Raw genomic sequence first — 19,397 nt, 5'->3', positions numbered from 1 at the left:
GGTTACATTCCGAACCCGGAAGCTAAGCCTTTCAGCGCCGATGGTACTGCAGGGGGGACCCTGTGGGAGAGTAGGACGCCGCCGAACAATCATTGCGGGAAGCCCCGCACCAAACCCCTCTCGGGGGGTTCGGTGCGGGGCTTTTCTGCGTTTACCAGCCGCTATAGAGGTTTTTGTATCAGTTGGGCAGGCAGTCGGTCAGGCGGCGCGCTCGCTGAAGGCGACATGGGTCTCGTCCGACTCGATGGAGAGGTCGAGCTTGGAATCGAGGGCGCGGGCCAAGGCGTGAAGGAGGCCGAGCTCAGGTGTGACGGCTCCTCCCTCGATGCGTTCGATCTCCGCGTCGGAGAGGCCGGCCTGCTCTGCGAGCTGGTGCTGAGTCAGCCCGAGGAACGTGCGCCGGTCGTAGACCGCCTGGCCCAGTGCAATGGCGGCGCCCGCTTCGACGTAAGCAGCGGATGCACGATGCTCGTCCGGGATGACCCACCGGGTGTGGTAGCCCTTGCTCACAACTGCTCCTCGAAAGCACGGTGGAACATGTCGACGGCCGGCGCGTGTTCGGACTCGCACTCCTTCTGTTTCCAGAGCGCGCGCTGAACCTGTGACTCTTCCCGCATGCGGGACTTGTTGAAGACGGTCAGCAACACGATACGGCGAGCGGGGGCGAGCCAGTACGAGATGCGCACCGAGTCCGACCCCAGGATGAACCTGAGCTCGCGCACGGCTCCGTCCAGGTGGCGTGAGTACGGCTCGCCGAGGGTGGTGGGGGACTCTGCCAAGCGGTCCGCGTGCCGTTCCACGGCCCTGAAGTGACTCGTGGATAGTGACTCCAGCCAGGCGCGGACCTCCGGCTCAAGTTCCAGCGTCCAGCGTTCGGTCACACGGGCAGGCCAGGACCAGGGAGGCCGGGAACGGGGGTGTGCGGGTCACCCGTCCTCCGGACGGGTGACAGGGGGATGTCAGAGGCGGCCGGAGGCCTTCAGCGACAGGTAGGCGTCGGCCAGGGACGGGGCCAGGGTGTCCGGGGTGGCGTCGACGACGTGGACGCCGTGGCGGGCCAGCTGGTCCGCGGTGCGGCGGCGCTGGGCCTGGGCCTGGGCGGCGGCCGCGGCCTCGTAGACCGCGTCCAACGTGCCGCGGGAGCGGGCCATGTGCGCGATGTGCGGGTCGGCTACCGAGGCCAGCAGGACCGTGTGGCGCTGCGTGAGGCGGGGGAGGAGCGGCAGGAGGCCCTCTTCCACCGGGGCGGCGTCCAGGCTCGTCAGGAGGACGACCAGGGAGCGGCGCGGGGCGTTGCGCAGGACGGTCGAGACGAGGGTGCGGGCGTCGGTTTCGACGAGCTCCGGTTCCAGGGTGGCCATGGCGTTGACGAAGGCCGGCAGGACGTCGCCGGCCGAACGGCCCTGGACCTGGGCGCGGGCGCGGCGGTCGTGGGCCAGCAGGTCCACGCGGTCCCCGGCCCGGGAGGCCAGCGCCGCGAGCAGCAGGGCCGCGTCCATGGCGGAGTCCAGGCGGGGGGCGTCACCGACCCGGCCGGCGGAGGTGCGGCCGGTGTCGAGGCAGATCAGGATGTGCCGGTCGCGTTCCGGACGCCAGGTGCGGATGGCGACCTTGTCCTGGCGGGCGGTGGCCCGCCAGTCGATGGAGCGGGTGTCGTCGCCGGGGACGTAGTCGCGCAGGCTGTCGAACTCGGTGCCCTCGCCGCGGGTCAGCAGGCTCGTACGGCCGTCCATCTCGCGCAGGCGGGCCAGCCGGGACGGCAGGTGCTTGCGGCTGGTGAAGGGCGGCAGGACCCGGACCGTCCAGGGGACCGTGTGGGTGCCCTGGCGGGCGAGCAGGCCGAGCGGGCCGTACGAGCGGATCGTGACGCGGTCCGCGCGCCGGTCGCCGCGGCGGGTCGGCAGCAGGCGGGTCGTCAGACGGCGGCGTTCGCCGGGCGGGATGCGCACGGTGTGCCGGGACGCCTGCTGTTCCGTGCCCGGCAGCCAGCTGCTGGGGGGCCAGGCGTCGCGGATGCGGGCGCGCAGGGTGCGCGTACCGGGGTTGGTGACGGTGAGGTGGACCTCCGCCGGGTCGCCGAGGCGGACCGAGGTGTCGCCGGAGCGGGCGAGGGCCAGGCGGCGGACCGGGGCCGCGAGGGCGTAGTCGACCGCACAGGCCACGGCGAGGGGCGCGTTGACCGCGAGGATGCCCGCCCAGCTCGGTTCGAGGATGCCGACGGGGACGCTGCCGAGTGCCGCGAGCAGGGCGGCGCGTCCGGTGAGGGCGGCCATCAGCGGGGAACGGGGACGTGGGACAGGATCGCGGTGAGGACGGCATCGGCGGTGACGCCCTCCATCTCGGCCTCCGGGCGCAGCTGGACGCGGTGGCGCAGCGTCGGCAGGGCCAGGGCCTTGACGTCGTCGGGGGTGACGTAGTCGCGGCCCGTCAGCCAGGCCCAGGCGCGGGCGGTGGCCAGCAGGGCGGTCGCGCCGCGCGGGGAGACGCCGAGGCTGAGGGAGGGCGACTCGCGGGTGGCGCGGCAGATGTCGACGACGTACCCGGCGATCTCGGGGGAGACGGCGACGGCGGCGACCGCGTCGCGGGCGGCCTCCAGCTGGGCGGCTCCGGCGACCGGGCGGATGCCGGCGGCCTGCAGGTCGCGCGGGTTGAAGCCGGCGGCGTGCCGGGTCAGGACGCCGATCTCCTCCTCGCGGGAGGGGAGGGGGACGTTCAGCTTGAGCAGGAAGCGGTCCAGCTGGGCTTCCGGGAGGGGGTACGTGCCCTCGTACTCGACCGGGTTCATGGTGGCGGCGACCAGGAACGGGTCGGGCAGGCGGCGCGGGGTCCCGTCGACGGTGACCTGGCGCTCCTCCATGGCCTCCAGGAGGGCGGACTGGGTCTTGGGCGGGGTGCGGTTGATCTCGTCGGCGAGGAGGAGGTTCGTGAAGACCGGGCCGTTCTGGAACGAGAACGCGGCGGTCCGGGTGTCGTAGACGAGCGAGCCGGTGACGTCGCTGGGCATCAGGTCCGGGGTGAACTGGACGCGCTTGGTGTCCAGGTCCAGGGAGGCGGCCAGGGCCCGTACCAGGAGGGTCTTGGCGACGCCGGGGACGCCTTCGAGGAGGACGTGGCCGCGGCACAGCAGGGCCACGACGAGACCGGTGACGGCCGAGTCCTGGCCGACGACGGCCTTCCCGATCTCGGTGCGGATCGCTTCCAGGGAGGAGCGGGCGCTGTCCGTGGTGGCCGTCATGAGGTGCGGACCTCTCTTTCGAGGGCGTCGAGGTGGTCGGCGAGCGCGACGAGGGCCGCGTCGCCGGCAGGGGCGGTGCCGAAGAGGAGGGCGGTCAGGTCCCGGCCGGCAGGCTCCGCGACGCGGGCGGCGACGGCGGGGACGAGGACCGCGGGATCGTGGGTGTGGGCGGACGGTACGCCGACCAGCGCGGCGAGGCGTTCGCGGGTGGCGGCGCGCAGCACGACGGCGGCGCGGTCGCGGGCGGCGGTCTTGCGGTAGAGGCGGGCACGGCCCTCGGTGGCCTCGGAGGCGCGGATGGCGACGGGCAGCCGCTCGGTGACGAGCGGGCCGAGGCGGCGGGCGCGCCAGAGGGCGGCGACGGCGGCGGCGATGAAGAGCTGCAGCAGGGCCCAGTTCCAGCCGGCCGGGATCAGTTCGAGGAAGGACTTCTCCTCGGTGTCGCCGTCCTGGAGCTCGGCCAGGGACGGCAGGTACCAGACCAGGTCGGGGCGGGTGCCGAGGAGCTGCAGGGCGAGGGAGGCGTTGCCCTCGCGGGCGAGGTCCTCGTTGAGCAGGACGCGCTCGGAGCCGAGGACGACGGTGTCGCCGCCGGTGGTGCCGGCGGGCAGGACGAGGACGGTGGGGTGGCCGCCGCTGGGGTAGCAGGCGGTGGCCCCGGGTGCGGTGGTGCTGTAGCGGCGGCCGTCGCCGGTGTCGGCCGGGCCGGCGGTGGCCGCGGCGGTGAGGGCGCAGCCGGGGGCGAGGGTGCGCTCGTGGGCCTTCCCGGCGGTGTGGACGGCGGGGGCCAGGTCGGCCAGGGCGGTCGCGCCGGGGGTGAGGAGGACGGTGCGGCCGCCGGAGAGGTCGATGGCGGAGCGGACGGTGCGGCGCTGGTGGCCGCCCAGCAGGTCCGGGTCGGTGACCAGGAGGGTGGTGCCGGGGCCGGCGGCTTCGGCGGCCTCGTCGGCGGTGGTGACGACGCGGGTGGTGACGCCGCGGGCACGGAGGAGTTCGGCGACGGCCCGGCTGCCCTCGCGGTCGGGGGAGCGGGGGTCGAGGCGGCCGTGGTGGGTGCCGGAGGAGAGGGCGGCGAGGGTGATGGCCGCGGTGAGGAGGACGGCCAGGGCGATCAGGTAGCCGCGGGCGCGGCGCCACACGGCCGCGGGGGTGGCGCCGGAGGCGGTGGTGGGCCGGGGCGCGGGGGTGCCGGGGGCGGCGGGTGTGTCAGGGGTGCCTGCGCCGGGTGCGCCGGGTGTGCCGGGTATGCCGGGTATGCCGGGGGTGTTTGCGGCGGGAGTGCCGGGCGGGGCCGCTGACGGGGTCGGGGAGGGGGCGGTCATGCCGGGGATCCCGTCAGGAGCGGCTTCGTACGGGCCAGGGTGAGGTCGAGGGTGCGCAGGCGGGCGTAGGTGCCGGCGTCGGCGGTGCGGCCGCCGTAGGTGACGTCGTCGAAGGTGCGGGCGGCGGCGTGCAGGTCGGCGGCGTGGCCGGGGAGGGCGCGGGCGGCCTCGGCGGCGGCCTCGTCGGCGGTGCGGCCGGGGCGGGGGTCGAGGAGGGTGCGTTCTTCGAGGGAGCGGACGATGGCGCGCATGCGTTCCCGGACGGCGTCGTTCCAGCGGCCCGCGGCGGCGTGGGCGTCGGCGGCGGTGCGGTGGTCCTCGGCGCTCGCGGGGCCGTCGTCGAAGAGGGCGGCCCCGCCGGTGGCGGTGCGGCGGGGGGTGCCGAGCCGCCACCACAGGGCGGCGAGGGCGAGGACGGCGAAGACGGCGATGGCGACCAGGCCGAGGGTGCCGCCCGGGGTGGCGCTCCCGGCCCGGTCGAAGAGGTCGCCGACCCACTCCCAGAAGCGGTCCAGGGCGCGCTGGAGCAGCCCCGGGTCGTCCTGGTGGTAGAGCTGCCTGGACAGCTCGCGTTCGGCCGCCTCGCGGGCGGGCTCGCGCGGTGTCGTCACCGGTGGTGTCGGCTGCCCCGACAGGAGCGCCGTGGTGCGTGTGATGAGGTCCCCCCTGGCCGTCATCGTCCGGTCAGCCTCCGGTGAGCGGGGCCGTCGGTTCCGTGCCGTAGTGCTCCAGGCCGGCGGCCCGGGCGAGCTCCAGGTCGAGGGCCTCGCGGCGGATGCGCTGGTCGACGTAGAGCAGGACGGTCACGCCGGACTGCATGGGCAGCGTGACGGTCTGGGCGATGACCGAGGCGACGCCGAGGATGACGAGGAAGGTCCAGTCGTCGAGGAGGGTGCCGTCCGCGAAGCCGCTGAACCCGCTGCCGGAGAGGGCGGCGCCCAGGAAGAGCATCGGGTAGATGATCACGGCGGAGACGAAGCCGGTGATCAGCGCGGTGAGGGCTGTGATGCCGAAGATGCGCCACCAGGAGCCGCGGACCAGCTTGGAGGAGCGCCGCAGGGCGGTGGGGATGCTGCTCTTCTCCAGCATCAGCGCGGGCGAGGCCAGGCTGAACTTGATCGCCAGCCAGATCAGCAGCGGGAAGGCGACCAGGACGCCGAGGAGGGCGAGGCCGACGCTGCGGGCGAGGACGGCGGGCAGGAGCAGCACGGCGACCACGACGGCCGCGCCGATGCCCAGCAGCAGGGTCAGCCCGACCAGGTGCGGCAGCCGCGGGCGGGCGTCGCGCCAGGCCTCGGCGACGGTGGAGCTGCGGCCGAGCACGGCCCGGCTGACGATCATCGTGAGCAGGGCGGTGGCCAGGATGCCGCCGATGAACTGGACGAAGAGGCTGGCGCTGCTGGACAGCAGGCTGGCGCCCATGGCGTCGAGGAACGCGGCCGGTCCGGCCTCGGGGTCCGGGGTGGGCAGGTCGGCCAGCGCGTACTTCTTCAGCAGCAGGTCGACGACCTGCACGATCGTCGCCACGACGAGGGAGACCGACAGGACCGAGCGCCACTGGCCGCGCATGGTGGCGACGGCGCCGTCGAGGATCTCGCCCATGTCGAGGGGGCGCAGCGGGATGGTGCCCGGCTTGGCGGCCGGGGGCTTGCCCCAGTGGCCGGGGCCGCCGGGATAGCCGTACTGGCCGCCGTACGGGGCCTGACCGGCGCCGGCGGGGCCCGCGGAGCCCGCGGGGTCCGCGGACGAGGCCCAGCTGCGCGGCGGGGCGGGCTGCCGGGGGACCGGGGCGGGGGCGGGCTGGGTCGGCTGGGGTGCGCCGGGGCTCTGCCACTCGCCGGGCGGCGGCTGCTCGGCGGACCACTTCTGGCCGCCCGCAGGGGGCCGGGCCGCGGTGTCGCCGTGCTGCGGGCCCTCGCCCTGCTGGTGACCGCCGGGTGCGCCAGGCCGCTCACCGTCGGACGGGGAGGGTCCGGGCACAGCCCGGCCCGGAGAGTCGTTCATCGTCGCTCCTTCACGTGCACCTGGTGGGGCGGGGGCGCTGGTCGGCTGCCATCGTGCCACGTGGGAACGGCGTGCGGACCGGCCGTCCCCCCGATCTGCGCCGGTCCGCCTTCAATTGTCGCCCCAGTCCGGGGCAGACTGGTCGGTGTGCTCCCCACGCAGGTTCGAGGGTCGATTTCCAGCCTTTTTGGCTGTGGGACAGCTCACCGCCGGGTAACGATTGGCTAATGGGATGATGTCAAGCATGAAGGGACGCGTCCTTGTCGTCGACGACGACACCGCACTGGCCGAGATGCTCGGCATCGTGCTGCGTGGAGAAGGTTTTGAGCCGTCGTTCGTAGCGGACGGTGACAAGGCACTGGCTGCCTTCCGGGAGGCGAAGCCGGACCTGGTGCTGCTGGACCTCATGCTGCCCGGGAGGGACGGCATAGAGGTATGCCGGCTGATCCGGGCCGAGTCCGGTGTGCCGATCGTCATGCTCACCGCGAAGAGCGACACGGTGGACGTGGTCGTGGGCCTGGAATCCGGGGCCGACGACTACATCGTCAAGCCGTTCAAGCCGAAGGAGCTGGTGGCCCGCATCCGGGCCCGCCTGCGCCGGTCGGAGGAGCCCGCCCCCGAGCAGCTCACCATCGGCGACCTGGTCATCGACGTGGCCGGGCACTCCGTCAAGCGGGACGGCACCTCCATCGCGCTGACCCCGCTGGAGTTCGACCTGCTGGTCGCCCTCGCCCGCAAGCCCTGGCAGGTCTTCACCCGCGAGGTGCTGCTGGAGCAGGTGTGGGGCTACCGGCACGCCGCGGACACCCGCCTGGTCAACGTGCATGTGCAGCGACTGCGCTCCAAGGTCGAGAAGGACCCGGAGCGCCCCGAGATCGTCGTGACGGTGCGTGGTGTCGGCTACAAGGCAGGACCGAGCTGACGTGAAGCCCGGCAGGCCGCGGGGCGGCTCCCGCTGGGGGGCCCTGCGGGCCGGCCGGCTGCTCCAGGACGGAGCGCCCGGCGGGCCCGTGCTGCGGTTGTTCGTACGACTGGTGCGCCGGCCGCTGCTGCCGGCTGTCCGGCTGTGGCGGCGCAACATCCAGCTGAGGGTGGTCGCCGCGACGATGCTGATGTCGCTGGCCGTGGTGCTGGCGCTCGGCTTCGTCGTGATCGCGCAGGTGAGCGAGGGCCTCCTCAAGGCCAAGGAGGAGGCCGCGCAGAGCCAGGCCGCGGGCGGTTTCGCGGTCGCGCAGGAGAAGGCCAACACGCCCGCGACCGTGGACGGGCCCGACGTCACCGACAACAAGGTGGGCCGGGACGCCAGCACCTGGATGAACTCGCTGGTCAAACAGCTCGCCAGTGGCGGCCAGACCGCGTTCGAGGTGGTCGCCCTCGGCGCCGGCACGGGCAACGGCTCGGGGACCGGGACGGGTCCGGCCGCGGGCACGGGCACGCAGCCGGGCGGGTCCGGCGCGTCCGGCGTCAAGGGGGCCCGCGCCTCCGGCAACGTCGACCCGACCGCGAGCATCCCGCCGCGGCTGCGCAAGGCCGTCAATCAGGCCACCGGCACGTTCAAGACGTTCTCGCAGATCAAGTACACGGACGGGGCGGGGGACAAATCACCCGAGCCCGCGCTCGTCGTGGGCAAGCGGCTCACCGACATCAACGGGGACCCGTACGACCTGTACTACCTCTTCCCGCTGACGCAGGAGGAGGAGTCCCTCAACCTGGTCAAGTCGACGATCGCCACCGCCGGGCTGTTCGTCGTCGTGCTGCTCAGCGCCATCGCCTGGCTCGTCGTACGGCAGATCGTGACCCCGGTGCGGATGGCCGCGGGCATCGCCGAGCGGCTGTCGGCCGGACGGCTGCAGGAGCGGATGAAGGTCACCGGCGAGGACGACATCGCGCGCCTCGGCGAGGCGTTCAACAAGATGGCGCAAAACCTCCAGGTCAAGATCCAGCAGATGGAGGACCTGTCGCGGATGCAGCGCCGGTTCGTCTCCGACGTGTCGCACGAGCTGCGCACCCCGCTGACGACCGTCCGCATGGCCGCCGATGTCATCCACGACGCCCGGGTCGATTTCGACCCGGTGACCGCCCGCTCCGCCGAGCTGCTCGCCGGGCAGCTGGACCGCTTCGAGTCGCTGCTGGCCGACCTCCTGGAGATCAGCCGGTTCGACGCGGGCGCCGCGGCCCTGGAGGCCGAGCCCGTCGACCTGCGCGACGTGGTCCACCGGGTCGTCGAGGGCGCCGAGCCGCTCGCCGAGCACAAGGGCACCCGGATCCGGGTCCTCGGCGACACCCAGCCGGTGATCGCCGAGGCCGACGCCCGGCGCGTCGAGCGGGTGCTGCGCAACCTCGTCGTCAACGCCGTGGAGCACGGCGAGGGCCGTGACGTGGTGGTCCGGCTCGCGTCCGCGGGCGGAGCCGTCGCCATCGCCGTACGCGACTACGGCGTCGGCCTCAAGCCCGGCGAGGCCACCCGGGTCTTCAACCGCTTCTGGCGGGCGGACCCGGCGCGGGCCCGCACCACCGGCGGCACCGGCCTCGGCCTGTCCATCGCCGTCGAGGACGCCCGGCTGCACGGCGGCTGGCTCCAGGCCTGGGGCGAGCCGGGCGGCGGCTCCCAGTTCCGGCTGACCCTGCCGCGGACCGCCGACGAGCCGCTGCGGGGCTCCCCGATCCCGCTGGAGCCCGAGGACTCGCGGGCCAACCGGGCCAAGGCCGCCGCCGACGCGGCAGCCGCCGCCTCCGGCACCGCCGGCGGCGGGCCGCAGTCCGGTTCCGGCACGGGCCCGTCCGGCTCCGGGCCGCAGGGCTCCGCAGGCAACCGGGCCCAGGCCCCGGCCCGGCCCGACATCGCGGCGATCCCGCCGCGCTCCGCGGTCGCCGGGGCCGTGCCGGTGCCCGCCGACCCGACCGCCCTGCCGGGGAACGGGGCCCGTGTCGTGGCCCGGCCGGCCGACCAGGCAGCACAGGAGGATGGAGCAGGTGGACGCTGAGCCCGTACGCGCAGCCAGGGTCGGCCGCGGGGCGGCGCCACGGGCGGCCGCCCGGGCGCGGGCACGCGCGGCCGCGGGCTGCGCCGCCGGCGCGGCCGCGCTGCTGCTCGCCGGCTGCGCCTCGATGCCCGACAGTGGCGAGATCCGCGAGGTGCGGGCCTCGCAGGGCGTCGACTCGCAGGTGCGGGTGTTCGGCGTGCCGCCGGCCGACAAGGCGAGCCCGACGGACATCGTCGACGGCTTCCTGGAGGCCATGACCAGCGACGACCCGCAGCTGCAGACCGCCCGCAAGTACCTCACCGAGGAGGCGGCGAAGAGCTGGAAGCCCGGCGCGGCCGTCACCGTCCTCTCCGGGGGCATCGACCGGTTCTCCGTCCAGGGCGAGAAGGACCCGGCCGGCCCCCGCTTCAAGACGACCGGCACGATGCTCGCCACGGTGGACGAGCGCAGCGCGTACCAGCCGGCCCCGACGGGCGGCCGCTACGAGGAGTTCCTGCAGCTGGTGCAGGAGAACAAGCAGTGGCGGATCGCGACGCCGCCGAAGAGCCTGGTGCTCAGCGAGTCCGACTTCCAGCGCATCTACATGCCCGTCAACAAGTACTACTTCGCCGGCGGCACGCTCGTCGCCGACCCGGTGTACGTACGCCAGCGCAACGACCCCGACTCGCGGATGGACCCCACGACGCAGACGGTGCAGTCGCTGCTGGCCGGCCCGTCCAAGTGGCTGGGCCCGGTGGCCACTTCGAGCTTCCCGCCCGGCACGGAACTGCGGGAGGGCACCAAGTCCCTCGCGTACGACGGGCAGAACACCCTGAAGGTGCCGCTGAACAAGGCGGCCAACGACGTGGCGCAGCCGCAGTGCCAGAAGATGGCCACTCAACTGCTGTTCACCGTCAGGGACCTGACGGCGTCCCGGCTGGACCGGGTCGAGGTGCTGCGTGTGGACGGCTCCTCGCTGTGCTCGGTCACCGAGGCGGGCGCGGCGGGCATCGCGCACCGGGTGCCGAGCCCCGACCACCAGTACTACGTCGACGCCGACCACCGGCTCGTGCGGATGAAGCTCGACGCGAACAGCGAGGACCAGCTGTACCGGCCGGAGCCGGTGCCGGGGCCGCTGAACCCGCCCGGCGCCCCCGCCTTCAAGGTCGGCTCCGCGGCCGTCAGCTACGACGAGAAGCGCGCGGCGGTGGTCTCGGAGGACGGGCGCGGGCTGCACCTGGTGAGCCTGACGACGGCCGGCCCGATGCCGCAGCCGGTGTTCACCGGCAAGAGCGCCAAGCCGAACGGGCTGTCCACGCCGAGCTGGGACGCGGCGGGCGACCTGTGGGTCGCCGACCAGGACCCGCAGAACGCGGCGCTGTACCGGGTGCCCGCGGGCGCCACCGCCGCGCAGAAGATAGACGTGGCGGGGCTGGGCGACGGACGGATCACCGCGCTGAAGGCGTCCCCGGACGGGGTGCGGATCGCGCTGCTGGTGCAGAAGGACAACCGCAAGCGCCTGTACATCGGGCGGATCGAGCGGCCCGAGGGCGGCCGCGCCGACCAGCCGGGCGCGGTGTCGGTGCGCGAGCTGCGCCCGGCCGCGCCGCAGATGGCGGACGTGACGGCGATGAGCTGGGCGCCGCGGGGCCGGCTGCTGGTGGTGGGCCGGGAGAACGGCGGGGTCGTGCAGGCCCGGTACATGCTCGCGGACGGGTCGATGGTCGCGGCGAGCCTGCCCGGGGCGGCGGGGCTGGTCGCGGTCGCGGCGACGGAGGACGAGCGCAAGCCCGTCGTGGCCGCCTCGGACGAGGACGGCATCGTGTGGCTGCCGCCGGGGGCGCAGTGGCGCACGGTGGCGGCGGGCGGCCGCGTGCCGGTGTACCCGGGCTGACCGCGCTGCAGCGGCGGCTGACCGCAGCGAACGGCAGGAACCCCGGCTGGGCCTCGGCCCGGCCGGGGTTCCCCTTTTCCACAGGCGTGGCGGGCCGTCGGGGCGGCCGGGCAGAGTAAGGGGATGCGGGGGTGGTGGCAGGAGCTCGCCGGCCTGGTGCTGCCGGGGGCCTGCGCCGGCTGCGGGGAGCCGCGCGCGGTGCTGTGCGCTGCCTGCGGGCGGGCCCTGGACGGGGGCGCTGCGGGCCCGGTGCGGCCCTCCAGGGGGCCGCGGGGGCTGCCCCCGGTCTACGGGGCCGCGGTGTACGAGGGCGCCGTACGGGCGGTCGTGCTCGCGCACAAGGAACGCGGGGCGCTGGCGCTGGCCGGGCCGCTCGGGGCGGCCCTGGCGGCGGCGGTGGCCGCGGCCGCGGCCGCGGCGGGCGCGGCAGGCGGCGGGGCGGCCGGGCCGGGGGAGGCCGGACCGGGAGCGGTGGGGCCCGGGGCGGCGGTGGTTCTGGTGCCCGTGCCCTCGGCGCCCCGGCAGGTACGGGCGCGCGGGCACGATCCGGTGCGCAGGATCGCGCTGGCGGCCGCGGGGCGGCTGCGGAGGGCCGGTGTTCCCGCGCGGGTGGCGTCCGTATTGCGCCAGGTGCGGCCGGTGGCCGACCAGGCGGGTCTGGGGGCGCGGGAGCGGCGGGCGAACCTCGCCGGGGCGCTGGCGGTGTACCGGGGCGGGGCGCGGTCGGCGGCCGGGGCCCGGATCGTGCTGGTGGACGACGTGATCACGACCGGGGCCACGCTCGCGGAGGCGGCGCGGGCGCTGGGGGCGGCCGGGGCCGGGCCGGTGGCGGGGGCGGCCGTGGTGGCGGCTCCGCCCGGTTCTTTCGTACGAATCCGGTCGTCTACCCGGACAGAGCAACATTCCTGTGAATAGATTTGGAACTGATGGGGAAGGCGCATCGTTGCAGGTAACAAGAGGGACTGAACACCTGAACGGAGGTACGTTCCGGTAGCGGGTGCCGACAACCGGCATGGAGAGATATGTTCGGTTGTAAGGAACTGGCGACCCTGGGGCTCGCATCGGATCGCACGTTTCGCAGTTGCTGAATCTTCGTGTCAGAGACTGTCTCTCGACTCCGAAGTCGGTGGGGTGTAGATCTTGCCGATGGGGGAGGAGGAGGTGAAAGTCGCCAAGTCCGAGGCTCCGGTGAACACCGGAGCCTGGTGCGAAAGGGAGACGCTTCGCCTTGTGGAGGCGGGGCTATCCGGGAACGGAGTTCTGCGTGGACATCGTCGTCAAGGGCCGCAAGACCGAGGTGCCCGAGCGGTTCCGCAAGCACGTTGCGGAGAAGCTCAACATGGACAAGATCCAGAAGTATGACGGCAAGGTCATCAGCATGGATGTCGAGGTGTCCAAGGAGCACAACCCGCGGCAGGCCGACCGTTCCGACCGTGTCGAGATCACCCTGCGTTCGCGCGGGCCGGTGATCCGAGCCGAGGCCGCAGCGGCCGACCCGTACGCGGCGCTGGATCTGGCGCAGGAAAAGCTTGAGGCCCGACTGCGCAGGCAGCACGACAAGCGCGCCACCCGCCGCGGCAGCGGCAGGCTTTCGGCGGCCGAGGTCGCCGACGCGGTGCCGGACGCCGCGACCCTCAACGGGCACGGCATGCCGGTCTCCGCCGAGGAAGCGGACGCGATTCCCACGACCCGGATCGGGTCTCTGGAGGTACAGGGCGAAGGACCGCTCCTCGTCCGCGAGAAGACGCACTCGGCGTCCCCCATGTCGCTCGACCAGGCTCTGTACGAGATGGAGCTGGTCGGCCACGACTTCTATCTGTTCGTCGATTCCGAGACGAAGATGCCGAGCGTCGTCTACCGGCGTCACGGCTACGACTACGGCGTGATCCACCTCAACTCCGACCAGGCGTCCAGCACCGATGAAGCCGGTCCGGGAGGTGCGGGCGGAGCGCTGGGCGGCTGACGCCGCGTCGGGTTTCCGTGCGGTGCCCCTGCCGGACGCGACGTGTCCGGCAGGGGCATCCCTGTGACCGGATATGCGCCAGGCGTCCGCCCGGAGGCCCCCGGCGGGCGGCGCGGGCATGGAATCATGGCGGGCAGTCAACCGGCGGGTGCGTCCGCCGGGTTGGCCGGGGCAGCTCGGCACATGCAGGGGGAGGAACGATGGCGGACGGTTTCGAGCCGGTGCGCGAGGACGAGGGCGGTGGCGAGCCGATCCGGGTGCTCGTCGTCGACGACCACGCCCTGTTCCGGCGCGGGCTGGAGATCGTCCTCGCGCAGGAGGAGGACATCCAGGTCGTCGGCGAGGCCGGGGACGGCGCGGAGGCGGTGGACAAGGCGGCCGACCTGCTGCCGGACATCGTGCTGATGGACGTGCGGATGCCCCGGCGCGGCGGGATCGAGGCGTGCACGTCGATCAAGGAGGTGGCCCCCTCCGCGAAAATCATCATGCTGACGATCAGCGATGAGGAGGCGGACCTCTACGACGCGATCAAGGCGGGCGCCACCGGATACCTGCTGAAGGAGATCTCCACCGACGAGGTGGCCACGGCCATCCGCGCAGTGGCCGACGGGCAGTCGCAGATCAGCCCCTCGATGGCGTCGAAACTCCTCACCGAGTTCAAATCCATGATCCAGCGGACGGACGAGCGCCGGCTGGTGCCCGCGCCCCGGCTCACCGACCGCGAGGTGGAAGTGCTCAAGCTCGTCGCGACCGGGATGAACAACCGGGACATCGCCAAGGAGCTGTTCATTTCCGAGAACACGGTGAAGAACCACGTCCGCAACATCCTGGAGAAGCTGCAGCTGCACTCCAGGATGGAGGCCGTGGTCTACGCGATGCGGGAGAAGATCCTGGAGATCCGCTAGGGCTCCGGCCGGCAGGCCTTTTCAGGCCGGAGCCCAGGACCTCCGGTGCCAGGACCTCCGGCGCCAGGAGCTCCGGCGCCAGGAGCTCCGGTGTTCAGAGGGCCGCCAGCTCGGCGGTGACCGCCGCCGCCTCCTGCGGGGTCTGCGCGCGCTCCACCCGTACGTCGTCGCAGCCGACCCACTCGGCCGCCTCGCGCAGCGCCGCGGCCATCGCCGGGGCCGCCTTCGGCGAGGTCAGGGACAGCTGCCGGGCCACCAGGGTGCGGCCCTCGCGGGCCGGGTCCACCCGCCCCTGGAGCCGGCCGCCGGCCAGCAGCGGCATCGCGAAGTAGCCGTGCACGCGCTGCGGCTTGGGTACGTACGCCTCCAGCTTGTGGCTGAAGCCGAAGATCCGCTCGGTCCGCGGGCGGTCCCAGACCAGGGAGTCGAAGGGGGAGAGCAGGGTCGTGCGGTGCCGGCCGCGCGGGGGAGCAGCCAGTGCCTCCGGGGCGGCCCAGGCGGGCTTGGTCCAGCCCTCGACCGCCACCGGCACCAGGCCGGAGTCGGCGATCACCGCGTCGAACTGCTCGCCCTTGATCCGGTGGTAGTCCGCGATGTCCGCGCGGGTGCCCACCCCCAGGGACTTCCCGGCCAGGCCGACCAGGCGGCGCAGGCACTCGGCGTCGTCCAGGTCGTCGTGCAGCAGTTCGTCCGGCACCGCCCGCTCGGCCAGGTCGTAGACCCGCTTCCAGCCGCGCCGCTCGGTGCAGACCACGTCACCGGCGTCGAGCAGCCACTCCACCGCGATCTTGGTCTCGGACCAGTCCCACCACGGGCCGCCGTTCTTGGCGCCGCCCAGCTCGGTGGAGGTGAGCGGGCCGTCGGCCCGCAGCCGGTCCAGGACCAGCGCGCAGGACCCCTCGCGGTCCTTCATCCGGTGCCAGCGGTAGCCGTGCTCCCGCCGGGCGCGGCGCCGGAAGGCGAAGTGCGGCCACTCCTCGATCGGCAGGATGCAGGCCGCGTGCGACCAGTACTCGAAGGCGTGACCGTCCGACCAGTACGCCTCCTCGACCGCCCCGCGGCCCACCGCGCCGAGGCGCGCGTACGGGATCAGCTCGTGCGAGCGGGCCAGGACGGAGATGGTGTCCAGCTGGACGGCGCCCAGGTGGCGCAGCACCCCGCGCACCCCTCCGCGCCGGTCCGGGGCCCCGAGGAACCCCTGCGCGCGCAGCGCGATGCGGCGTGCTTCGTCGGCGGACAGCCGGACCATGGTCGTCATGACCGCACCCTAGAGGACGCCACTGACAACGGAACCGGCGATCCCGATGCGCCCGTGGTGGCCACGGGGCGGGGTGGACGGGGCCGGGCGTCGGCCCGCCCGCCCGCGTCAGCCCGCCCGTGCACGGCTCAGGAACCCGCGGGCCGGTGGGGGCTGGTCGCGCAGTTCCCCGCGCCCCTGCGGGGCGCGGTACGGCACCGGGCTTCACTGAGCCCGCTCAGGCCCCGGCACTGACAGCGGGTCCCTGCTCCGGTGCAGGGAGGTACGGCAGCCGGGACGGCAGCCCCAGGTCGGAGGGGAGAAGGGCGCCGACCCAGCAGTCGCGCAGGGTGCCGCGGTGCTCCATGCCCGCCCGCTGTACGCCCTCGACGGTGAAGCCGGCCTTCTCGGCGACGGCCCGGGAGGCGGTGTTGCCGACGCCGGCCCGCCAGATCAGCCGGACGCAGCCGGCCTCGGTGAAGGCCCAGCGGGCCAGCGCCCGCACCGCCTCGGTGGTGTGGCCGCGGCCGCGGTGGCCGGGGGCGGCCCAGAAGCCGATCTCGTGCGCGTGGCTGCCGCGGGGGACCACGGCCGTGCAGGCCACGAGGGGGCCCTCGGTGCCGTCCGGCCCGGCGAGCCGTACCGCGAAGTTGAACTCGGTGTCGTCGCGCCAGCCGTTCACCGTGGTCTGCAGGACGAAGGCCTCCGCGTCGGCCCGCCGGTAGGGGACGGGAACGGGGATCCAGCGCTGGATCTCCGGGTCCTGGCAGGCGGCCAGCACCTCGTCGACGTCCTCGGGGCGGTGGGGGCGCAGGATCAGTCGTTCGGTGGCCAGGGCGGTGGGTTCCATGACCGAATTCTGCTGGCGGGGCCCGGGCAGGGCGACCAGTTTTCGCGCAGGGCGGCACTTTCGCCGCCCCCCGTACGTTCTCATTCCGGGCGCATGCCGCCCCGCGGCCATGGCGGACCTCCCGACGTGACCGTGTCCTCGCTTACGATGGCCGGTGCGGTGGGGCCCACCCTCCGTGCCCGCGTACGAACCAGTGCCAGGCCCGACCGGCAAGGAGACAAACCTCGGTGTCCGTCTTCAACAAGCTCATGCGTGCAGGCGAAGGCAAGATCCTGCGCAAACTGCACCGCATTGCGGACCAGGTCAACTCCATCGAAGAGGACTTCGTCAACCTCTCCGACGCCGAGTTGCGGGCGCTCACGGACGAGTACAAGCAGCGGTACCAGGACGGCGAGAGCCTCGACGACATGCTGCCGGAGGCCTTCGCGACCGTCCGCGAGGCCGCCAAGCGCGTCCTGGGCCAGCGGCACTACGACGTCCAGCTGATGGGCGGCGCCGCGCTGCACCTGGGGTACGTGGCGGAGATGAAGACCGGTGAGGGCAAGACCCTCGTCGGCACGCTCCCGGCGTACCTGAACGCGCTGTCCGGCAAGGGCGTGCACCTGATCACGGTGAACGACTACCTGGCCGAGCGCGACTCCGAGATGATGGGCCGCGTCCACAAGTTCCTGGGCCTGAACGTCGGCTGCATCCTGGCCAACATGACGCCGGCGCAGCGCCGCGAGCAGTACGGCTGCGACATCACCTACGGCACGAACAACGAGTTCGGCTTCGACTACCTGCGCGACAACATGGCGTGGTCGCAGGACGAGCTGGTGCAGCGCGGGCACAACTTCGCCGTGGTCGACGAGGTCGACTCCATCCTGATCGACGAGGCCCGTACCCCGCTGATCATCTCCGGCCCGGCCGACCAGGCCACGAAGTGGTACGGCGACTTCGCCAAGCTGGTCACCCGCCTGACCAGGGGCGAGCCGGGCAACCCGCTGAAGGGCATCGAGGAGACCGGCGACTACGAGGTCGACGAGAAGAAGCGCACCGTCGGCATCCACGAGGCCGGTGTCTCCAAGGTCGAGGACTGGCTCGGCATCGACAACCTCTACGAGTCGGTGAACACGCCGCTCGTCGGCTACCTGAACAACGCCATCAAGGCGAAGGAACTGTTCAAGAAGGACAAGGACTACGTCGTCATCGACGGCGAAGTCATGATCGTCGACGAGCACACCGGCCGTATCCTCGCCGGCCGCCGCTACAACGAGGGCATGCACCAGGCGATCGAGGCGAAGGAAGGGGTGGACATCAAGGACGAGAACCAGACCCTCGCCACGATCACCCTGCAGAACTTCTTCCGCCTCTACAGCAAGCTCTCCGGCATGACCGGTACGGCCATGACCGAGGCCGCCGAGTTCCACCAGATCTACAAGCTGGGCGTCGTCCCCATCCCGACGAACCGTCCCATGCAGCGCAAGGACCAGGCGGACCTGATCTACCGCACCGAGGTCGCCAAGTTCGCGGCCGTGGTCGACGACATCGCGGAGAAGCACGAGAAGGGCCAGCCGATCCTCGTCGGCACCACCTCGGTCGAGAAGTCCGAGTACCTCTCGCGCCAGCTGTCCAAGCGCGGCATCCCGCACGAGGTCCTCAACGCCAAGCACCACGAGCGCGAGGCCGTGATCGTCGCCCAGGCGGGCCGTCGCGGCGCCGTGACGGTCGCCACGAACATGGCCGGCCGCGGTACCGACATCAAGCTCGGCGGCAACCCGGACGACCTCGCCGAGGCCGAGCTGCGCCAGCAGGGCCTGGACCCCGAAGAGCACATCGAGGAGTGGGCGCACGCCCTGCCCTCCGCGATGCAGCGCGCGGAGGCGGCCGTGAAGGCCGAGTTCGAGGAGGTCAAGGCGCTCGGCGGGCTGTACGTGCTGGGCACCGAGCGGCACGAGTCGCGCCGTATCGACAACCAGCTGCGCGGCCGCTCCGGCCGTCAGGGCGACCCGGGCGAGTCCCGCTTCTACCTGTCGCTGGGCGACGACCTGATGCGCCTGTTCAAGGCGCAGATGGTCGAGCGCGTGATGTCGATGGCGAACGTGCCGGACGACGTGCCGATCGAGAACAAGATGGTGACGCGCGCGATCGCGTCCGCCCAGTCGCAGGTCGAGACCCAGAACTTCGAGACGCGCAAGAACGTCCTGAAGTACGACGAGGTCCTCAACAGCCAGCGCGAGGTCATCTACGGCGAGCGCCGCCGCGTCCTGGAGGGCGAGGACCTGCACGAGCAGGTGCGCTACTTCATGGACGACACCATCGACGCGTACATCGCGGCCGAGACGGTCGAGGGCTTCGCCGAGGAGTGGGACCTGGACCGGCTGTGGGGCGCGTTCAAGCAGCTCTACCCGCTCAAGGTCACGGTCGACGAGCTGGAGGACGCGGCGGGCGACCGCGCCGGCATCACCTCCGAGTTCATCGCGGAGTCGGTCAAGGACGACATCTACGAGCAGTACCAGGACCGCGAGAAGGCGCTCGGCTCCGACATCATGCGCGAGCTGGAGCGGCGCGTGGTGCTGTCGGTGCTGGACCGCAAGTGGCGCGAGCACCTGTACGAGATGGACTACCTCCAGGAGGGCATCGGCCTGCGCGCGATGGCCCAGAAGGACCCGCTGGTCGAGTACCAGCGCGAGGGCTTCGACATGTTCAACGCCATGATGGAGGGCATCAAGGAGGAGTCCGTCGGCTACCTGTTCAACCTGGAGGTCCAGGTCGAGCAGCAGGTCGAGGAGGTCCCGGTGCAGGAGGCCGCCCCGGCGGTGGCCCCCGGCCCGCGCCCGGAGATCCGCGCCAAGGGCCTGGACGCCCCGCAGCGCCCGGACCGGCTGCACTTCTCCGCCCCCACGGTGGACGGCGAGGGCGGCGTGGTCGAGGGCGACTTCGAGGCCGAGGAGGGCGACGGGATGACCCGCGCCGAGCGCCGCAAGGCGCAGAAGGCCGCCGGCGGCCGCCGCCGCAAGAAGTAAGCCGCCGCAGCAGCAGAGG

The 19,397-nt window shown here is 73.0% G+C and carries 16 protein-coding genes and 1 rRNA gene; 8 read left to right on the top strand and 9 right to left on the bottom strand.

What is annotated here, in order from left to right; translation table 11 throughout:
- Positions 1-87, top strand: a 5S ribosomal RNA gene (gene rrf, locus ACIQUT_RS19775); the annotation flags it as partial.
- Between the two features lie 111 nt (positions 88-198).
- On the opposite strand, the gene ACIQUT_RS19770 is transcribed toward rrf, so the two are convergent.
- The 7 genes from ACIQUT_RS19770 to ACIQUT_RS19740 form a co-directional block, all read right to left on the bottom strand.
- On the bottom strand, positions 199-510 hold the full coding sequence (locus ACIQUT_RS19770; RefSeq protein ID WP_403564200.1) for a helix-turn-helix domain-containing protein: 312 nt from the start codon (positions 508-510) through the stop codon (positions 199-201).
- Complete coding sequence (locus tag ACIQUT_RS19765; protein ID WP_403564199.1) at positions 507-881, bottom strand: type II toxin-antitoxin system RelE/ParE family toxin; 375 nt, start codon at positions 879-881, stop codon at positions 507-509. The genes ACIQUT_RS19770 and ACIQUT_RS19765 overlap by 4 nt, the downstream gene beginning before the upstream one ends.
- A gap of 78 nt (positions 882-959) precedes the next feature.
- The gene (locus ACIQUT_RS19760; RefSeq protein ID WP_403564198.1) at positions 960-2,273 is read right to left on the bottom strand and encodes a DUF58 domain-containing protein; all 1,314 of its coding nucleotides are present in this window, start codon (positions 2,271-2,273) and stop codon (positions 960-962) included.
- Positions 2,273-3,235, bottom strand: a complete 963-nt coding sequence (locus tag ACIQUT_RS19755; RefSeq protein ID WP_403564197.1) for an AAA family ATPase — start codon at positions 3,233-3,235, stop codon at positions 2,273-2,275. The genes ACIQUT_RS19760 and ACIQUT_RS19755 overlap by 1 nt, the downstream gene beginning before the upstream one ends.
- Positions 3,232-4,557, bottom strand: coding sequence for a DUF4350 domain-containing protein (locus tag ACIQUT_RS19750; RefSeq protein ID WP_403564196.1), 1,326 nt, complete (start codon positions 4,555-4,557; stop codon positions 3,232-3,234). Before ACIQUT_RS19750 ends, ACIQUT_RS19755 begins: the two co-directional genes overlap by 4 nt.
- The gene (locus ACIQUT_RS19745; RefSeq protein ID WP_403564195.1) at positions 4,554-5,234 is read right to left on the bottom strand and encodes a DUF4129 domain-containing protein; all 681 of its coding nucleotides are present in this window, start codon (positions 5,232-5,234) and stop codon (positions 4,554-4,556) included. The genes ACIQUT_RS19750 and ACIQUT_RS19745 overlap by 4 nt, the downstream gene beginning before the upstream one ends.
- Before the next feature lie 7 nt (positions 5,235-5,241).
- A complete protein-coding gene (locus ACIQUT_RS19740) occupies positions 5,242-6,561 on the bottom strand; it encodes a glycerophosphoryl diester phosphodiesterase membrane domain-containing protein (RefSeq protein WP_403564194.1) in 1,320 nt (439 codons plus the stop codon).
- Positions 6,562-6,793: 232 nt separating this feature from the next.
- Between ACIQUT_RS19740 and mtrA the strand changes: the two genes are divergently transcribed.
- From mtrA to ACIQUT_RS19710, 6 genes are all read left to right on the top strand, one after another.
- Entirely contained in the window at positions 6,794-7,483 is a 690-nt protein-coding gene (gene mtrA / locus ACIQUT_RS19735; RefSeq protein WP_385430457.1) for a two-component system response regulator MtrA, read from the top strand.
- 1 nt (position 7,484) lies between these two features.
- The gene (gene mtrB, locus ACIQUT_RS19730; RefSeq protein WP_403564193.1) at positions 7,485-9,545 is read left to right on the top strand and encodes an MtrAB system histidine kinase MtrB; all 2,061 of its coding nucleotides are present in this window, start codon (positions 7,485-7,487) and stop codon (positions 9,543-9,545) included.
- 124 nt (positions 9,546-9,669) lie between these two features.
- On the top strand, positions 9,670-11,418 hold the full coding sequence (locus ACIQUT_RS19725; RefSeq protein ID WP_403564212.1) for an LpqB family beta-propeller domain-containing protein: 1,749 nt from the start codon (positions 9,670-9,672) through the stop codon (positions 11,416-11,418).
- A 123-nt stretch (positions 11,419-11,541) separates the two neighbouring features.
- Positions 11,542-12,333: a ComF family protein gene (locus tag ACIQUT_RS19720; protein ID WP_403564192.1), complete on the top strand. Its 792-nt coding sequence runs from the start codon at positions 11,542-11,544 to the stop codon at positions 12,331-12,333.
- Between the two features lie 349 nt (positions 12,334-12,682).
- On the top strand, positions 12,683-13,381 hold the full coding sequence (gene hpf / locus ACIQUT_RS19715) for a ribosome hibernation-promoting factor, HPF/YfiA family (RefSeq protein ID WP_403564191.1): 699 nt from the start codon (positions 12,683-12,685) through the stop codon (positions 13,379-13,381).
- A gap of 200 nt (positions 13,382-13,581) precedes the next feature.
- Positions 13,582-14,286 (top strand): response regulator transcription factor, encoded by a 705-nt coding sequence (locus tag ACIQUT_RS19710; RefSeq protein ID WP_360637593.1) that lies wholly within the window; start codon positions 13,582-13,584, stop codon positions 14,284-14,286.
- Positions 14,287-14,380: 94 nt separating this feature from the next.
- On the opposite strand, the gene ACIQUT_RS19705 is transcribed toward ACIQUT_RS19710, so the two are convergent.
- Together ACIQUT_RS19705 and ACIQUT_RS19700 are read right to left on the bottom strand one after the other, a co-directional pair.
- Positions 14,381-15,535: a winged helix-turn-helix domain-containing protein gene (locus tag ACIQUT_RS19705; protein WP_403564211.1), complete on the bottom strand. Its 1,155-nt coding sequence runs from the start codon at positions 15,533-15,535 to the stop codon at positions 14,381-14,383.
- Between the two features lie 226 nt (positions 15,536-15,761).
- The gene (locus ACIQUT_RS19700) at positions 15,762-16,373 is read right to left on the bottom strand and encodes a GNAT family N-acetyltransferase (RefSeq protein ID WP_403564190.1); all 612 of its coding nucleotides are present in this window, start codon (positions 16,371-16,373) and stop codon (positions 15,762-15,764) included.
- A gap of 227 nt (positions 16,374-16,600) precedes the next feature.
- On the opposite strand from ACIQUT_RS19700, the gene secA reads away from it, so the two are divergent.
- The gene (secA, locus tag ACIQUT_RS19695; RefSeq protein WP_403564189.1) at positions 16,601-19,378 is read left to right on the top strand and encodes a preprotein translocase subunit SecA; all 2,778 of its coding nucleotides are present in this window, start codon (positions 16,601-16,603) and stop codon (positions 19,376-19,378) included.
- Positions 19,379-19,397: the final 19 nt, after the last annotated feature.

The sequence above is a fragment of the Streptomyces sp. NPDC090445 genome (genome assembly GCF_044769385.1).
Taxonomy (GTDB): Bacteria; Actinomycetota; Actinomycetes; order Streptomycetales; family Streptomycetaceae; genus Streptomyces.
The sequence above is the reverse complement of the archived record's forward strand: the minus strand, read 5'-3'. Positions and strand labels throughout refer to the sequence as shown.